The following is a 15,933-nucleotide window of genomic DNA, read 5'->3' on the forward strand; positions in this document are numbered from 1 at the left end:
TTCTTAGAACAGGCCCTCGTTCTTCTTGCCAAAGTCATTCAGGGTGTGCTCGCGGGAGTCAACGTTCTGGTCGTTGTGCTTGGAGTCATCACCCTTGATGCGGGAGGTCTGGGTTACCTCGATGTTGTTGATGAGGCGGCCTTCCTTGGTGTTGCCGTCGCCGAAGTCCAGGTTAGCGATACGGGCCTCTTCGCCAGCGTTAATCGGGTTAGCCAGGGTTACCTCGAAGGAGCGAGTGGAGGTCTTCTCGTTGAAGCCCAGGTCACGGATGTGAGCGCCGTTGGAGGAGCGCGGGGTGATGAGGCGGTCAACGCCCTTCGGGCCCTTAGCGGTCTTCACGTCCACGCGGAACTGGGTAGCTGGGAACTCGCCGTAGTAGCGCTCGGAGCCAACGTTCTTGGCGCGCAGAGCAACGGTGCCTGCGAAGCCAGCGTGCTTAGCGCCGGAAACGGTCAGGTAAGGCTCGAGGTCGAGCTTGTGCTTGGAGTCCTTCTTGTCTTCCTTGGCGTCAACCTCTTCCTGCTTCTTCTTGTCAGCAGCCTCTTCGTTCTTGCCCTCTGCTTCAGAGACCTTCTCGGTTGCTTCCTTGGCGTTGCCCTCGGACTCCTTGACTACCTCTGCGTCAGCCTCGAGGTTCTTGTCCTCTTCAACGACCTTCGGGTCATTGACGTCGGTGGTGTTCTGAGCGTCCTTGTTGGGAGCGTAGGAGTCAGACAGCTTATCGTACAGCTTGACGCGAACCTCGTTCTTTACCGGCTGCATAGCGTTCCAAGCGGTCGGAGTGGACCAGGTGCCGTTTGGCTTGCAGTACTGCTGGGTGCCAGTCATGTTCAGCACGCGGAAGCCGTAGGTAGCCTCGCCGGTGTGGTTTGGCGGAACGTCGTAAGGTCCGATGGACTGGCCAGCATCCCAAGACAGGGAGTAGGAAGCGCTAGCACCAATCTTGGTAGCGATCTCGTGAGAAATGCCGAAGGAGCCTTCAGCGCCCTTCTTGGAGCCCTTGCCGCCCAGGTTCATGGACGTGGTCTCGGTGCGGTCACCGTTGACGGAAAGGGAGATGGACTGAGACTTGGACAGATCCTGCTGCAGCGGGATGTCCTTCTTGGTCTGGTTGGTGGTGGAGATGGTGCCGGCCGGCAGGAAGCGGTCGGAGACCTTGTAGACCACGGTGCGGTGGTCCTCCCACGGGTTACATACCGGGCGAGGGTTCAGGATATTCGCCTTCATGTGGTCGGAACCGTGGGTGGTGTGGATGATTGGCAGATCCGGGTTCAGGGCCGGGGTCTCCGGGTAGGACTCGGTCTGGGTAGCTGCGCCAGCCAGCGGTGCCGCGAATGCGGTGCCGGCGACGATGAGGCCGGCGGTCAGGCCGGTCATGCGACGACGAATCGACATATAGAACTTCTCCTGGGCAGGTAGAAAATGAATGAACTTATGAATGAAATCCAGCAACTCACAGTGTTGCGCTAAGATAACGCTAAAACAGGCTCATAATTAATTCATCTCTTAGATGTCTATATATTTACTGGAGCGGAGGGTGGGTATTTTTTATATAGACCAAGCTGTTTATTGGGATTTATTCCCGCTAGATGGCTGGTAGTGCGTGAAAAATTATTGATGGATAGATGTATATACAACGGCCGATCGGCTCAAATTTGTAACACCCCTAGGTGGGGGTGTTCCTGTGGCTGCGAGGAAGGCGTTGGCACCCTGTTGAAAAGTTGTGGACATGTCACAATATGCGCCGTACGCTGCATTTAGGCGGGTGGAAAGGGGTTATAAAATGCCTAAGCATGAATGTTACGTGACATAAGTTATAGGCGTTTACATGGCCAAGGTTGGCGTGTTTTGTAACTGGAATCTACCGGGGCTTTCCGCTGAGGGGTAGGGCGCGGGGCTAGAGTAGGGCGGCTTCGGCAATAAGCAAGAGTGCCGCGGAGATGGCCACGATGATGACGATGCGGTTGAGGAGGTGCCTATCTATAAATCGGTTGAGGTAGTTGGCGGCAATGAGACCCACGACAACGAGGGGGAAGTAGGCTGTCGCAGCGGTCATCTGAGTGCTGGTGATCTGCCCATTAAGCGCCAGAATTATAAGAGAAATTAAGGTTCCGACGACGAAGGTGCCCGCCAAGGTCCCGCGGGTGCGGTTTGGGTCGAAGCGCTTCATGATGAGCGCCATGGGCGGGCCGCCGATGGAGGTCGAGGTGCCCAGGATGCCGGAGGCTACGCCGGCGATGAGCGTATTGGCGGTGGTAGGTCGAGGGCTCCAGCCCAAACTGGAAAGCGTCATAGCAAGGAGTACGGCGCAACCGATGAAGATGGACAGCCCATCGGGTGGGAGGCTGGCGATTGCCCACGCGCCCACCAGGGAACCGGGAATGCGGGCGAGGGAAGAAATGCCCACAACTCGCCAGGACGTCTCGCGGAAGGTGCGCGCGAGCGTATAGCTGGAAATGCACAGTGCCAGCAGCAGAATGAGCGTGGGCACGAGCTCAGGTCGAATGAGCGCGATAATGGGCGTGGCGATGGTGCCTAAGCCAAAGCCGATGGTGCCCTGAGTAATGGTGCCGGCGAGGATGAGGACGCCGATGAAGATAGAGGACCATGCGTCCACAGAGATTCCCAGAAGCATAACGAGGGTTAAGTATATCTGGGCCTAGCCTGCATGTAGAAACTATTAGAGGCGGGCGGTGGCCTTCTCATTGGCGGCGATTTCCTCTAAGCGCTCGGCCGGGCACATGCCGGCAACGATGACCGCGGAACCGCCAGCGGCTAGGGGCTCGAGCACGGCGCGGGAGAAAGACTCATTATCGGACCAACCGGTAGAAAGCAGGCGCTCGGCGGATGCGGGGGCATCGACAAGCTGGGGCAGCGGTTGGGTTTCGCCGAAGTACTGATCACCGTAGAAGCGCACGGTGGGGCCAAAATCGATGGCGCCGGTGGGAAGCTCCCCGCCGGACTCGACCACGCCGCGGCCAAAGGGGTCCTCGCTAATGAGCACGATATCGGCCTGGGGCTGGCGCTCGTGGGCGGCCGCGTAGCGGGAAGGGGAGGTAAAGACGACGTCGGCAAGCGCGGCAGCCTCGCCAAAGCTATAGGAAGGGCCAGCAGCAAGGGCGCCCAAGGCGACGACGGCCGCCTGCCACGAGGAAGGAAGATCGATGGCGATGGTGGAATCCGCCTCTAAGTCGAGCTCTTCTTCCAGCATATTGGCGATCTTGGCCACCCAATTGTCGAGCGTTTGCGCAGAAAAATCCATGCGAGCGCCGGTGGCCTCGTTGTATACGGTAAGCCGCGGGGAGGCGGCATCGGCACGCAAAAGATGGGCGAGTAGTTCCATACCCGCCCATCGTAGGGGAGAAGTGCTAGTTCACGCAGCGCGGGCCGTCGCCGCCGGCGTCAATCTCCGGGGAAACCTTGGCGGTACCGAAGTCATTGCCCGGGGTGCCAACCGGCTGGCTGGAGGTGTCTTCCTCCGGCTGCTGGGCGCTGGCCTCCTCATCGGAAGGTCCCTGGTAGTCATCGGTAGCAACCACGATGAGGGTGTCATCGTCGAGCTGCGGATTCTCTGCCACCGGCAGCCCACCCAGCTTCTTGGCCAGGGCCTTAGCTTCCTTGCTCGATGGATCGGCGGCGACGACCTGCGACTCGCTGTAGATGCCCGGCTGCGCGTTCGCGGAGCGCTCCACCGTGTAGCCCTTGTCCTCCAGCCAGGAACCAATGCCTGCGGCCAAGCCATCAATATTGCCGGCGTTGAGGACGTGAATATTGATATTCGGATCGACGTCCTTGTCCTTTTCCGCCTTGTCCTGCTTGTCCTTATCCTCGGCCTTGGATTCATCGGTGGCTTCATCGTGGGTCTTAGCCAGGTCATCCATGAAACGGTGGACCTCGGAGGCGTCGATGGTGACGATGGACTCGCCATAATCGCCCTGGCCGTCGATGGAGGTCACCGGGATAGTGGTGAAGGTGACATTGCCGCCGGCCAGGCCCGCCAGCTGGGTGACAAAGCCCATGATGTCCCAGCCATCATCGATGACTACGGAGCGCTCCACCGCCTTGGCAATCTTGGACAGCTTGGAAGGATTAGCCAGGGTGTCATTGTCCAGTATCTTATTGACTAGGGACGCCATGAAGGCCTGCTGGCGCACAATCCGGTCGAGGTCGCCGCGCGGGAGGTTATAGCGCTGGCGCACGAAGGCTAGCGCCTTGGCGCCGTCGAGGGTCTGCTTGCCCTTGCTGAACTTAGCGCCAGACATATCATCATCAACATTATCGTTGAGGCAGACATCCACGCCATCGACGGCGTCAGTCAGCAGGGTAAAGCCCAAGAGGCCCACCTCGGCGTAGTGATCAATAGACACACCGGTCAGGGTGCGCACCATGGCCAGCAGCCCTTCGCGGCCGGCTTCGACGCCCTGCTTTTCGATGTCCTTATCCGAGTGCGGCTTCTTTTTGCCCTTGGCCTCCGCCTCGGCATTTTCTTGCTCGAGCTCTTCCACCTTGGCGTTTTTGTGGGAGGCGAAGACGGCATTCATCTTCATATTCCCGTAGTCCGGATCCTTGACATAGGTATCGCGCGGAATGGATACGGCGGTAGCGCGGGAACCGTCCTCCGGAACGCGGATGAGCATCATGGTGTCAGTATTTTCCTCACCATCGGCCACGCCGGCGTGCAGGTCCGCCAATTCCTTCTCAGAGAGGGGATCGCCCTTGGCATCGGTACGCGAATCCTTGCCCACCAGCAAGATATCCACTGCGCCATCGTGCGAGTCACCGGACAAGCCCTGGCCGTCCAGGGACAAGTCCGTGGCCGAAGACATGCCATTATCTAGTCGACCCACGGTGGCATAACCCACGCCAGATACCACCAGGATCAAGGCAGACAGGAGTGCCACGATCGCCTTGATGGCCGTGGAACCTTTTTGCTTCACCGCACTAGCGGCAGAGGGCGCCGGCTGGATCGTGCGCGCCCGACGAGTGTTCTCAGAAGTCACAACTGGAGGCTTTCTAGATTGGTGGGGATCTGGAGACAGTTTAGGGCAGAACGGGCAAAAATTAGTGATCCGTGTCCGATTTCGCGTGTTCGGGCAGTGTCCCTGCCCAGTGCGAGGAGCGCCTGTGACTAAGCTCGGGGCCATTGTGACTACACCAAATCAATCCCCGCTGGCCGTGATCACCGTGACCTATAGTCCCGGTGAATACCTCGGTAGTTTTTTGAACTCCCTGCCGGGCGCTTGCGCTCGCGGCACCAAGGTCGTGCTTGCGGATAATGGCTCCACCGACGGCGTGCCCGAGGCCGCCGCCCGCGAACGCGCCGGGGTGGACTTTCTCGATACCGGCGGAAATATCGGCTACGGCGCTGGCATGAATGCGGGTGCCCGCTTCGCCCGCGAGCACGGTGGCGTGGATGAGGAATTTTTCCTTATCTCTAATCCCGATGTCACCTTTACCCCGGGATCTATTGACCAGCTCATCGAGTGCGCCCGCCAGTGGCCGGATGCTGCGGCCGTGGGCCCGCGCATCGTGGAACCGGATGGCAGCAATTATCCCTCGGCCCGCGCCGTGCCTACCGTGGCTACCGGCATTGGGCACGCACTCTTTTCTTCGATCTGGCCGTCCAATCCATGGTCGCGCGCCTACCGCGATGAATCCGATATGACCGCCCAGCGTCCGGCCGGATGGTTATCCGGTTCCTGCCTTCTTGTGCGCTGGGAGGCCTTCGACGACATCGGTGGGTTTGATGAGCGCTACTTCATGTATCTCGAAGACGTAGATCTAGGAGATCGCTTCACGCGCGCCGGCTACCAAAACATCTTTTGCCCAGAGGCCGTCATCAGCCACGCTAAGGGGCATTCCACCCAAGCGCACGCCGGAGCGATGCTGCGCGCCCACCACAACTCCGCCTATCGCTTTCAGGCAGACCGCCACCCCGCATGGTGGCAGGCCCCACTGCGCGGCGCGTTGTGGCTGGGACTGCGAGTCCGCGGGCTTATTGCCTCAGCCTCGGCACGTTCTTAAGGCTCGGTGCGCGTGCCGTTGAACTGGATTGCGCGCCATACGCTCTACACTGTCCCTCAGAAAATCACAGAATAAAATTGTCCGCATACATAAGGAAGACTATGACTGAAGCAGCCACCACCCACGGTGCCAGCACGGATGCAGTGATTCTCGTCGGCGGCCGCGGCACCCGCCTGCGCCCACTAACCATCGGTACACCGAAGCCGATGCTGCCGACGGCAAACTACCCGTTCCTGCAGCACCTGCTCGCCCGCATCAAGGCCGCCGGCATCGAGCACGTCGTCATGTCTACCTCCTATAAGGCCGAGGTCTTTGAGGAGTACTTCGGTGATGGCTCCGATCTGGGCTTGGAGATCGAGTACGTGGTGGAAGAGACCGCGCTCGGCACCGGCGGCGGCATCCGCAACGTCTACGACAAGCTGCGCAATGACACGGTCATGGTCTTCAATGGCGACGTGCTCTCCGGCATGGATCTGGAAGGCATCCTCACCACGCACCATGACAAGGACGCCGATGTCACCATGCACCTGCTCAACGTAGCTGACCCGCGTGCGTTTGGTTGCGTGCCGACCGACTCCAACGGCCGAGTTACCGCGTTCCTAGAAAAGACCGAGGATCCGCCAACCAACCAGATCAACGCCGGCTGCTATGTGTTCAAGCGCTCCGTCATCGAGTCCATTCCGGCCAACCGCGTTGTTTCCGTCGAACGCGAAACCTTCCCAGGGCTCTTGGCTGAAGGCCGTCTAGTTGTCGGCCACGTAGACAACTCCTACTGGCGCGACATGGGCCGCCCGGATGACTTCACCCGTGGTTCCTCCGACCTGGTACGTGGCATCGCGCCTTCCCCGCTGATTGAGGGCAAGACTGGTGAATCCCTGGTGGATCCCTCCGCCGGCATCGCTGGCGGCGTGCTGCTGCTGTCCGGTACCGCCGTGGGCCGAGGCTCTGAGGTGGGCGCGGGCTCCCGTCTGGAGGGCACCGTTGTCTTTGACGGCGTGCGCATTGAGCCAGGCGCCATCATTCACAACTCGATCATTGCCTCCGGCGCTCACATTGGCGCCAACGCGGTCATTGAGAACTGTGTCATTGGTGAAGGCGCGCATATCGGCGCACGCTGCGAGCTTCTCGACGGCATGCGAGTCTTCCCCGGCGTTTCTATTCCTGATGCCGGCGTGCGTTTTAGCTCCGATGCTTAACGCTTTCGCCGTGGTCTGGGCGCTGCACTAGGTCTAGCTGACATAGGCCGAACTGAGGATAAAGAGCCTCGGTTCGGCCTTTCTTTTATGGGGCCACCTGTTACGCCTGTCTGCACCGGCCGACATGGTACGAAATCTTCACAGATATGAAGCGCATGGATCCCTTCTTTGCGGGGTTGTGCGCGCGACACGCCGGAATTTCCTGAAAATTGTTGACAGAAAAACGGGGTACCACTACATGTAGTACCCCCTACCTACACCCCCGCGGGGGATCAGTTGTTACGGATGTGACGCATGGGGATCGTGTGCTGCGTTTTTGCCGGAAAGCGCGAAGAAGCCGCCAATTCGGGTTGACGATATTTAGTGATCCGGTGTGAAATGACATCAGTGAAAGAAACAGCGGCCGGCGCCGTTACTTCCACACAGTCCTGGCGGGGTAGCCCAAAGGAAATGTGGTGTACAGTCGGTCGCGCTAATGAGAATTACCCAACCTCGGAGAAAGGAAAAGGCGTGGACAAAATGGCTAATAACAACGCCATTCTCCGTGGCGGTGCTGCTGCAGAGATGTCGCTCGATGAACTCTTCGGTGCCGTCGAGCAGGAGTGGCAGGACCAGGCGCTGTGCGCGCAGACCGACCCTGAAGCATTCTTCCCCGAAAAGGGAGGCTCTACCCGTGAGGCCAAGCGCATCTGCCAGGCCTGCGCGGTACGCGATGAATGCTTGGAGTACGCGCTGGAGCACGATGAGCGCTTCGGTATTTGGGGCGGGCTATCGGATCGTGAGCGCCGCCGCCTCAAGCGCGAGATTGGATAATTAAGGTGTCCAGTAAGGCCCCTGGTTAGCACGCAATGTGCGGCCAGGGGCTTTTCTGCTGCCGCGAAACTTGCCGGAGGTTACCAGCTATAGCGCGGGTCCACTTCTTCGGGATCCAAGTTGAGGTAGTTGGCCACCAGCGCGGTAATAACGGTGCCTAGGAGCTCGGAGCGCTCGGACGGGGTAGAGGCACGTTGCTCGATGGGCATGCGGAAGATGACTAGGCGCGCGCGGGTGGGCTGGCCCTCGGAATCTACACCGGCGGGAACCACGCGGCCAAGGGGAACTGGGCCATCGGCGATAATCTCATCCGGTAGCACGGTCATATCGGGCGAAAGCCGCATGCGTGGGATGGTATCCACGGCCAAGTCGAGGCCACGCAATTGTGGCGCGAAGGCGTTTTGGATGGGGGCATAGGCCTCCAATACGGCCATGTCGAAGTGCTCGCGCGCGCTGCGGTAGCGCGGGGTCTGCTGGGGGAGGAGCGGTCCGCGCATGCCGTGGCCGTGGCGGTCGCGGGCGGGGCGGATATGCGGGCGAGCGGCGGTCATGACCCTGATTCTAAGGCGCTGGCGGGCCGGATTTAGCGGAGCCACGCCGGGGCGAAGACTATCTAAATCTAAACCAAGGGTTTAGACTTATGCGCTGTGACTATTTCTCGCCATTGCTCCCGCCCAGGCTGCGGCCGCCCCGCCGTGGCGACATTGACCTACGCTTACGCGGACCAGACGGCCGTCGTCGGCCCGCTGGCGGAAGAGGAGAACCCACACAGCTGGGATCTGTGTGCGACCCACCGCGACCGCATTTCCGCCCCAGTGGGCTGGGAACTGGTGCGTGTGGACCGCATTGAGCTGGACGAAGAAGATGACCTGATGGCCTTGGCGGAGGCGGTCAAGGAAGACGGCCGCGTGACCACCGGCTTGGTCGATGACCGCAGCGCCGGCTCCGGTGCAGACCCAATCGACTATTCCGCGACCTTTGATGGGGCGGACCCTGCCAATTCGAACCACCCGGTCTTTCGCACCCGCCGCGTGGCTTATGCCAAAAAGGCGCGCCGCGCGCACCTTTCGGTCGTGCCCGATGAAACGACGCCCGCAGAACCGGAACAGGACTGACACGAACCCCGTGGTGCGGTAGTTTCCCAGCGGGCGGGAGTACTATTGCAGGTTATGCGAACTCGTGAGCATCTTGATGCAGTAATTAAGGCCTATGACGTCCGTGGCGTGGTGGGCGAAGATATCGATGAGAACTTCGTGCGCGATACGGGCGCCGCGTTTGCCGCCATCCTGCGGGAAGAAGGCGAAAACACCGTGGCTGTCGGCCACGATATGCGCCCGTCCTCGCCGTCTCTGGCGCGCGCTTTTGCTGAGGGTGTGACCTCGCAGGGCCTCAACGTGACCCTGCTGGGGCTAACCTCTACCGACGAGCTCTACTACGCCGCCGGTTCCCTGGAGTGTGCGGGCGCTATGTTTACCGCTTCCCATAACCCAGCCAAGTACAACGGCATTAAACTCTGCCGCGCCGGCGCGGTACCGGTGGGCCAGGAGACCGGCTTGGAGCAGATTAAGCAGATGCTTATCGACGGCACCCCGGAGTTCACCGGCACCGAGGGCGCAATTGCCGAGCAGGAGATTCTGGCCGGCTACGCCGACTTCCTGCGCAAGCTGGTACCGCTGGAGGATTCCAAGCCGCTCGTCGTGGCTGTCGATGCCGCCAACGGCATGGGTGGCCACACCGTGCCGGCCGTCTTCAATGGCTTGCCTTTCGACGTCCGCGATTTGTACTTCGAGCTCGATGGCACTTTCCCGAACCACGAGGCGAACCCCTTGGATCCAAAGAACCTGGTGGATCTGCAGAAATTCACCGTGGATCAGAAGGCTGATATTGGTTTGGCCTTCGACGGCGATGCGGACCGCTGCTTCGTGGTGGATGAAAAGGGCCAGCCGGTTTCTCCTTCTGCCATCTGTGCACTGGTTGCTGAGCGCTACCTGGAGAAGTTCCCCGGCGCTACCATCATCCACAACCTGATTACCTCCAAGACCGTGCCGGAGCTCATTAAGGAAAAGGGCGGCACCCCGGTGCGCACCCGCGTGGGCCACTCCTTCATCAAGGCGCAGATGGCCGAGCACCAGGCCGCCTTCGGTGGCGAGCACTCCGCGCACTACTACTTCCAGGAATTCTGGAACGCCGATTCCGGCATGCTTGCTGCGATGCACGTGCTGGCCGCTCTGGGCCAGTCCGATAAGCCGCTGAGCGAGCTTATGGCGGAGTACTCCCGCTACGAGGCTTCTGGCGAGATCAATTCCACCGTGGAGGACCAGAAGGCCGCTACCCAGGCGGTGCTGGATGAGCTGGCCGATAAGATTGAGTCCGTCGATGAGCTCGATGGCGTGACCGTCGAGCTCAAGGGAACCGAGGCATGGTTCAACGTGCGCGCGTCCAATACGGAGCCGCTGCTGCGCCTCAATGTAGAGGCAAAGACCGCCGACGAGGTGCAGTCCATCGTCGACGAAGTCCTTGCCATCATTCGTCGCTAAACTTCGGCGCGCGAGTGGGAGACCATGTCCTCCCACTCCACAAACTTCTTACGCTCGCGGCCCTCGCGCTCGCCTAGGGCGCGCTCGGCCGCGTCCAAACGCTGCCAATCCTGCCACGTCAGGTAATCGATACCGCGCTCGGCAAAGACTTCGGTGATATCCGCGGTGCTGGAGGGGGAGGGGAGGGCACCAGAAGCGGCGTCGGCAAGCAGCATGCCAATCGTCTCCGTGGCATCGGACTTGGTATTGCCAATCAGGCCCACTGGGCCGCGCTTAATCCACCCGGTGGTGTAGAGACCCGGCACTACCGCGCCGGCCGCATCGATGACATGGCCGCCATCGTTATTGATGACGTTCTTGTCCTGGTTAAAGGGCACGCCATCGACCGCATCGGAGCGGTAACCGGTGGCGAAGTAGACCGCCTGCACGGGCCATTCGGTGAATTTGCCGGTGCCGTGCACGCTGCCATCGCCATTGAGGGCGGTGCGCTCGGTCTTGATGCCGCTGACCTTGCCGTCCTCGCCCAAAATCTCTACCGGCTGCTCAAAGAGGTGGATCTGCAGGGTGTGTGGCGCCTCCTTGGGATCGCGGATGGCATACTGCTCGAGCACCTGGCACACCAAGTCGGTGGACTTGCTCTCCTGGCGCGCGGCCAGCGAGGCTTCGTCATAGTCGATGTCCTCGGGGGAGACCACAACATTAATGGACTCAGAATGGTCCAGCTCCTTGAGCTCCTGCGGAGTGAACTTGGCCTGCGCCGGGCCGCGGCGTCCGAAAACGCGCACAGTCTCAGCCTGGTTCTTAGCCAGGGACTCGTAGACATTATCGGGGATCTCGGTGACCTTGAGCTCATCGCCGGTCTTGGCCAAGATGCGGGAGACGTCCAGTCCCACATTGCCCACGCCAATGACCGCCACCTCCTTGGCGGACAGATCCCAATCGCGCTCAAAGCGCGGGTTGCCATCGTAGAAGCCGACGAACTCGCCGGCGCCATGCACGCCGTCCAAGTCCGCGCCAGGGATATCGCGGTGGCGGTCGCCCACGGCGCCGGTGGCAAAGACCACGGCATCGTAGTGCTGCTGCAGCTCGTCAACGGTGATGTCACGGCCGATGTGCACGTTGGTCAACAGGCGAATCTGCTCGGTATCGAGCACGCGGTGCAGGGACTTGATGATGCCCTTAATGCGCGGGTGGTCCGGCGCTACGCCGTAGCGGATGAGGCCGAAGGGCGCGGGCATCTGCTCGATGAGGTCAATCTGTACCTCGCCGCCGGTCTTTTTCACCAGGATATCGGAGGCGTAGATGCCGGCCGGGCCTGCGCCGATGACGGCTACCTTAAAGGGCTGATTCATGCTGCGTGAATGCCTTTCTCTCTATCGCGGGGTCTAGACCGCTAGGTTCATTTTCTGGGGCTTAACTTTCTGGCCATTGAACCGTTTAGTCTAGGTTGCGGCAAGACGTTGAATTAGATTCTGAAAATATTCTTCTCTTCATGCAGTTCAGAGCGATTTTTTACTTGAAAATAAAAAAGACCGCTTTGTCTGCTCATTTTAGACGGGTACGTTGTCTTTCAATACTTTGGAAAGGCAGGTTGAGATCTACACCATGACCACCGCGACTAATACCAAGCGCACGCCCCGCGCCAAAAAGCCCGAAGGCCAATGGAAGATTGACGGCACCGAGCCCCTCAATAACGATGAGGTAATTAAGCAGGAAGACGGCGGGCTTTCTGCCAAGCAGCGCGTCATCGATATCTACTCCAAGCAGGGATTTTCCTCTATTCCAGCCGATGACCTAGCCCCTCGCTTCAAGTGGCTGGGCCTTTATACTCAGCGCAACCAGAACTTGGGCGGCGAGATGACCTCCAAGCTGTCCAACGCCGAGCTGCAGGACGAGTACTTCATGATGCGCGTGCGCTTCGACGGCGGGCGTGCCGATCCTGCCAAGCTGCGCGCCGTCGGTGAGATCTCGCGCGATTATGCCCGCTCCACGGCGGACTTTACGGACCGCCAGAATATCCAGTTGCACTGGATTCAAATCGAGGATGTGCCCACCATTTGGGACAAGCTCGAGTCTGTGGGGCTGAGCACGCTCATGGGCTGCGGCGATGTGCCGCGCGTCATTTTAGGCTCTCCAGTTGCCGGCGTGGCCGAGGACGAGATTATCGATGCCACCCCAGCCATCGAAGAGATTAAGAATAACTACCTGCCGCGCGAGGAATTCCATAACCTGCCGCGCAAATTCAAGACCGCTATCTCCGGCAACTCCCGTCAGGACGTCACGCATGAGATTCAAGACGTTGCCTTCGTGGGCGTGAACCACCCCGAGTACGGCCCAGGATTCGATTGCTTCGTTGGCGGCGGCCTATCCACCAACCCGATGCTCTCGCAGTCCCTCGGCGCCTGGGTTCCCCTAGAGCGCGTGCCGGAGGTCTGGGCCGGTGTGGTCGGCATCTTCCGTGACTACGGCTTCCGCCGCAATCGCAACCGTGCCCGTCTGAAGTTCTTGGTAGCCAAGTGGGGCATCGAAAAATTCCGCCAAGTGCTGGAGGAAGAATACCTGGATAAGCCACTGCTGGATGGCATCCCGCTGGAGGTCGAGCCCGGCTCCCGCGATCACTTGGGCGTACACCGCCAGAAAGATGGCAAGTTCTACGTCGGCGTAAAGCCTACCGTGGGACACGCCACCGGTGAGCAGCTCATCGCCATCGCGGACGTGGCCGAGAAATTCGGCATCAGCCGCATCCGCACCACCCCGATGAAGGAATTGCTCTTCCTTGATGTGGAGGAAGAAGACATTCCGGCGCTCTCCCGCGCGCTCGATGAGACCGGCCTGTACTCCCAGCCGTCCGAATTCCGCCGCGGCGTCATCTCCTGCACCGGCCTGGAGTTCTGCAAGCTCGCGCACGTGACCACGAAGGCCCGCGCCATCGAGTTGGTAGACATCCTGGAAGACACCTTGGGCGATCTGGACGTGCCGATTTCCATCGCGCTCAACGGCTGCCCCAACGCCTGTGCGCGTTCGCAGGTATCGGACATTGGCCTGAAGGGCCAGATTGTTACCGACTCTGAAGGCAACCGCGTCGAGGGTTTCCAGGTCCACCTGGGTGGTGCGCTTGGCCTGTCCCCGGACTGGGGCCGTAAGCTGCGCGGCCACAAGGTCGTCGCCGAGGAGGTGCCCGAGTACGTCATTCGCTTGGTCAATAAATACAAAGAGCAGCGCGAGGACGGCGAGCAATTCCGCCACTGGGTCTTGCGCGCCAAGGAGGAGGACTTGCAGTGAATTTTCGCCGCCAGCCCAACCCCAACCGCAACCATCCCAGCTTCTGCCCGTATTGCGCCGGCACCGACCTCTTCCCGGATGAGGAAGATGATTTTGCCTGGAAGTGCCAGGAGTGCCTGCGGATTTTCTCCGTGCGCTTTCACGGCCAAGACGATGCCCCGGTAGCCCCCGCACCGGCCGTGTCCTCCAACGAGGCCCTAAAGCGCTCGCTTGCCCGCCGCGGACACTCCACGGCACCGCAGGCTTAAGGATGCGCCCCATGCCCGCACTTATTACCCTGTCCCACGGTTCGCGGCACCCGGGCGCCGCGGCCGGCATTGAGCGTTTGACCCAGGCCACGGGTCTGCGACCAGCCCGCGCGGCGCACCTGGAATTCAACGAGCCCGACCTCACCACGGCCGCGCTCGAGCTCGCCCAGCTCGGGGAGACCGAGACCGTTGTAGTTCCGCTGCTTTTTACCCAGGGCTACCACCAGCGCGTGGACGTCCCGCGCACGCTTGCCGACGCCGCCCAAACCTCCCACCTTTCCCTCCACCTCGCCCCTGGGCTCGGCACCGGCGAGGACCTCGCCCGCGTGCTCGCCTCCCGTACCCGGCCTGGCGATGCCCATGTGGTCATCTACTCCGTTGGGTCCTCCGATACTGCGGCGAACGATGCCATCCGTGAGCTCGCCCACCGCACCTTCGCGCTCACCGGCGTACCTACGGCGGTGGAATTCGCCACTCGCGGTGGTCGCGAAGGGATCGTGTCCCTGTGCCGCGAGCATCAAGACCCCTCTCGCGTGCGCGTGATTCCGCTCTTCGTGACCGAGGGCCTGCTCCTGGACCGGCTGGCGGGCGTTCCCGCAACCGTCGACCGCCCGCTAGGAACCGACCTCGCGGGCCTCGTCGCAGACCGCTTTCACCACGCCCGCTGCGCCGCACAAGAGGTGTTCGTGCCATGCTAACCCTCATCCTCATCGCGCTCGCCGGTGCGGCCGCCAACCTCGTGGACGGTGGCATCGGCATGGGCTTTGGCGTCACGTCCACCACGATGCTGCTTCTTGCCGGCCTTGGCCCCGCGCAGGCCTCGGCCGTCGTTCATACCGCCGAGCTTGGTACCACGGCCATTTCTGGATTGAGCCACGCGCGCTTTGGCAACGTGGATTGGAAAACCGTGGTCCGTCTCGGCGTGCCGGGCGGGATCGCCGCCTTTTTGGGCGCTACGTTGTTGTCGAATATCTCCACCGCGGCGGCCGCGCCGGTGACCGCACTCATCCTGGTCGGCATCGGCGCGAACCTCATTTGGCGTTTCTCCCAACCGCGCCGCCGTGGCTCCGCCTATAAGCGCACCCACTCCACGCCGTTTCTGGCCGGACTGGGCCTTGTGGGCGGATTCGTCGATTCCACCGGTGGCGGCGGTTGGGGCCCGGTGTCGACTTCCACGCTCATGGCCATCGGCCGCGAGCAGCCGCGCCGCATCGTGGGTACGGTCAACGCCGCTGAGTTCCTGGTGACCTTCGGCGCTACCGCGGGCTTTATCGTCGGTCTCTGGCACGATATCGTCGCCAACTTGGCCGCAGTTATTGCCCTGCTCATCGGCGGCGCTATCACCGCGCCCATCGCCGCGTGGCTCATCTCCCGCATCAACCCGATCCTACTCGGCGGACTGGTGGGCACCGCCATCGTGGGCCTGAACATCAGCAAGGTGATCGGCGGTGCCGAGACGTACTTTGGCTGGGCAGTGCCTGCAGCAGTTACCCCCGTTGCCATCGCGGTCGTGGTCGCGGCTGGCGTTGCAGCCACCATTCGTGGCGCGTTGCGCACCAGGCGTGCGCGTGCGGCGGAATTGGAAGCCGAAAACGCTGAGGAAGCCGCCCACGCGGATTTCCATGCCCCGGATTATCCGGAGCGCGTCGCTGCCGCCTACCGCGTCCACGGTTCGCGCAGGTCTGCCGTAACCATCGTGCAGGATAAGGCGCCCGAAAGCCCCGCCGCTGACCGCGCGTAGCCCTTCTGCCGCGACCTTTGGCCACGATACGGGCTAAACCCCAACTGCGGTGGGGTAGAGCGCGGCCACAAGTTGGCCTCGCGGACCCTGAA

Annotated in this window: 15 protein-coding genes; 9 read left to right on the forward strand and 6 right to left on the reverse strand. The window is 61.2% G+C overall.

Annotated features, from left to right (window positions below; translation table 11 throughout):
• Positions 1 to 3: 3 nt before the first annotated feature.
• From MHX61_RS05755 to MHX61_RS05770, 4 genes are all read right to left on the reverse strand, one after another.
• Positions 4 to 1,395 (reverse strand): hypothetical protein, encoded by a 1,392-nt coding sequence (locus MHX61_RS05755; RefSeq protein ID WP_204609946.1) that lies wholly within the window; start codon positions 1,393 to 1,395, stop codon positions 4 to 6.
• Positions 1,396 to 1,897: 502 nt separating this feature from the next.
• Complete coding sequence (locus MHX61_RS05760; RefSeq protein ID WP_239193457.1) at positions 1,898 to 2,635, reverse strand: sulfite exporter TauE/SafE family protein; 738 nt, start codon at positions 2,633 to 2,635, stop codon at positions 1,898 to 1,900.
• 45 nt (positions 2,636 to 2,680) lie between these two features.
• Positions 2,681 to 3,343, reverse strand: coding sequence for a TIGR03089 family protein (locus MHX61_RS05765; RefSeq protein WP_239193458.1), 663 nt, complete (start codon positions 3,341 to 3,343; stop codon positions 2,681 to 2,683).
• Positions 3,344 to 3,368: 25 nt separating this feature from the next.
• Entirely contained in the window at positions 3,369 to 5,000 is a 1,632-nt protein-coding gene (locus MHX61_RS05770; protein ID WP_239193459.1) for an LCP family protein, read from the reverse strand.
• Positions 5,001 to 5,124: 124 nt separating this feature from the next.
• On the opposite strand from MHX61_RS05770, the gene MHX61_RS05775 reads away from it, so the two are divergent.
• The 3 genes from MHX61_RS05775 (at position 5,125) to MHX61_RS05785 (ending at position 8,033) form a co-directional block, all read left to right on the forward strand.
• Positions 5,125 to 6,024 carry a glycosyltransferase family 2 protein gene (locus MHX61_RS05775; RefSeq protein WP_239193460.1) on the forward strand — a complete coding sequence of 300 codons (900 nt, stop codon included), beginning with the start codon at positions 5,125 to 5,127 and terminating at the stop codon, positions 6,022 to 6,024.
• A 101-nt stretch (positions 6,025 to 6,125) separates the two neighbouring features.
• Complete coding sequence (locus MHX61_RS05780) at positions 6,126 to 7,220, forward strand: sugar phosphate nucleotidyltransferase (RefSeq protein ID WP_179387501.1); 1,095 nt, start codon at positions 6,126 to 6,128, stop codon at positions 7,218 to 7,220.
• Positions 7,221 to 7,784: 564 nt separating this feature from the next.
• Positions 7,785 to 8,033 carry a WhiB family transcriptional regulator gene (locus tag MHX61_RS05785; protein ID WP_005528147.1) on the forward strand — a complete coding sequence of 83 codons (249 nt, stop codon included), beginning with the start codon at positions 7,785 to 7,787 and terminating at the stop codon, positions 8,031 to 8,033.
• Positions 8,034 to 8,113: 80 nt separating this feature from the next.
• On the opposite strand, the gene MHX61_RS05790 is transcribed toward MHX61_RS05785, so the two are convergent.
• Positions 8,114 to 8,584, reverse strand: a complete 471-nt coding sequence (locus tag MHX61_RS05790; RefSeq protein ID WP_005322429.1) for a metallopeptidase family protein — start codon at positions 8,582 to 8,584, stop codon at positions 8,114 to 8,116.
• Positions 8,585 to 8,680: 96 nt separating this feature from the next.
• On the opposite strand from MHX61_RS05790, the gene MHX61_RS05795 reads away from it, so the two are divergent.
• Together MHX61_RS05795 and MHX61_RS05800 are read left to right on the forward strand one after the other, a co-directional pair.
• Positions 8,681 to 9,148, forward strand: a complete 468-nt coding sequence (locus MHX61_RS05795; protein WP_150850639.1) for a DUF3499 domain-containing protein — start codon at positions 8,681 to 8,683, stop codon at positions 9,146 to 9,148.
• Positions 9,149 to 9,202: 54 nt separating this feature from the next.
• Positions 9,203 to 10,570: a phosphomannomutase/phosphoglucomutase gene (locus tag MHX61_RS05800; RefSeq protein WP_005322425.1), complete on the forward strand. Its 1,368-nt coding sequence runs from the start codon at positions 9,203 to 9,205 to the stop codon at positions 10,568 to 10,570.
• Here MHX61_RS05800 and MHX61_RS05805 read toward each other — a convergent pair.
• Positions 10,567 to 11,922, reverse strand: a complete 1,356-nt coding sequence (locus MHX61_RS05805; protein WP_239193461.1) for an FAD-dependent oxidoreductase — start codon at positions 11,920 to 11,922, stop codon at positions 10,567 to 10,569. The genes MHX61_RS05800 and MHX61_RS05805 overlap by 4 nt on opposite strands.
• Positions 11,923 to 12,175: 253 nt before the next feature.
• Between MHX61_RS05805 and MHX61_RS05810 the strand changes: the two genes are divergently transcribed.
• From MHX61_RS05810 to MHX61_RS05825, 4 genes are read left to right on the forward strand one after another with little or no spacing between them, the layout of a single operon-like run.
• Entirely contained in the window at positions 12,176 to 13,852 is a 1,677-nt protein-coding gene (locus MHX61_RS05810; protein WP_239193463.1) for a nitrite/sulfite reductase, read from the forward strand.
• Complete coding sequence (locus MHX61_RS05815) at positions 13,849 to 14,100, forward strand: hypothetical protein (protein ID WP_005322420.1); 252 nt, start codon at positions 13,849 to 13,851, stop codon at positions 14,098 to 14,100. Before MHX61_RS05810 ends, MHX61_RS05815 begins: the two co-directional genes overlap by 4 nt.
• Positions 14,101 to 14,111: 11 nt before the next feature.
• Positions 14,112 to 14,798, forward strand: a complete 687-nt coding sequence (locus MHX61_RS05820) for a sirohydrochlorin chelatase (RefSeq protein WP_239193465.1) — start codon at positions 14,112 to 14,114, stop codon at positions 14,796 to 14,798.
• Entirely contained in the window at positions 14,792 to 15,841 is a 1,050-nt protein-coding gene (locus MHX61_RS05825; RefSeq protein WP_239193467.1) for a sulfite exporter TauE/SafE family protein, read from the forward strand. Before MHX61_RS05820 ends, MHX61_RS05825 begins: the two co-directional genes overlap by 7 nt.
• The last annotated feature ends 92 nt before the right edge of the window (positions 15,842 to 15,933 follow it).

The organism is Corynebacterium sp. ACRPF, assembly GCF_022347395.1.
Taxonomy (GTDB): domain Bacteria; phylum Actinomycetota; class Actinomycetes; order Mycobacteriales; family Mycobacteriaceae; genus Corynebacterium; species Corynebacterium tuberculostearicum_D.

Coding starts and splice junctions, on each gene's coding strand:
- MHX61_RS05760 (WP_239193457.1), bottom strand. CDS start 2,635: ATGCTTCTGGGAATCTCTGTGGACGCATGGTCCTCTATCTTCATCGGC.
- MHX61_RS05790 (WP_005322429.1), bottom strand. CDS start 8,584: ATGACCGCCGCTCGCCCGCATATCCGCCCCGCCCGCGACCGCCACGGC.
- MHX61_RS05805 (WP_239193461.1), bottom strand. CDS start 11,922: ATGAATCAGCCCTTTAAGGTAGCCGTCATCGGCGCAGGCCCGGCCGGC.
- MHX61_RS05800 (WP_005322425.1), top strand. CDS start 9,203: ATGCGAACTCGTGAGCATCTTGATGCAGTAATTAAGGCCTATGACGTC.
- MHX61_RS05765 (WP_239193458.1), bottom strand. CDS start 3,343: ATGGAACTACTCGCCCATCTTTTGCGTGCCGATGCCGCCTCCCCGCGG.
- MHX61_RS05780 (WP_179387501.1), top strand. CDS start 6,126: ATGACTGAAGCAGCCACCACCCACGGTGCCAGCACGGATGCAGTGATT.
- MHX61_RS05825 (WP_239193467.1), top strand. CDS start 14,792: ATGCTAACCCTCATCCTCATCGCGCTCGCCGGTGCGGCCGCCAACCTC.
- MHX61_RS05820 (WP_239193465.1), top strand. CDS start 14,112: ATGCCCGCACTTATTACCCTGTCCCACGGTTCGCGGCACCCGGGCGCC.
- MHX61_RS05810 (WP_239193463.1), top strand. CDS start 12,176: ATGACCACCGCGACTAATACCAAGCGCACGCCCCGCGCCAAAAAGCCC.
- MHX61_RS05785 (WP_005528147.1), top strand. CDS start 7,785: ATGTCGCTCGATGAACTCTTCGGTGCCGTCGAGCAGGAGTGGCAGGAC.
- MHX61_RS05755 (WP_204609946.1), bottom strand. CDS start 1,395: ATGTCGATTCGTCGTCGCATGACCGGCCTGACCGCCGGCCTCATCGTC.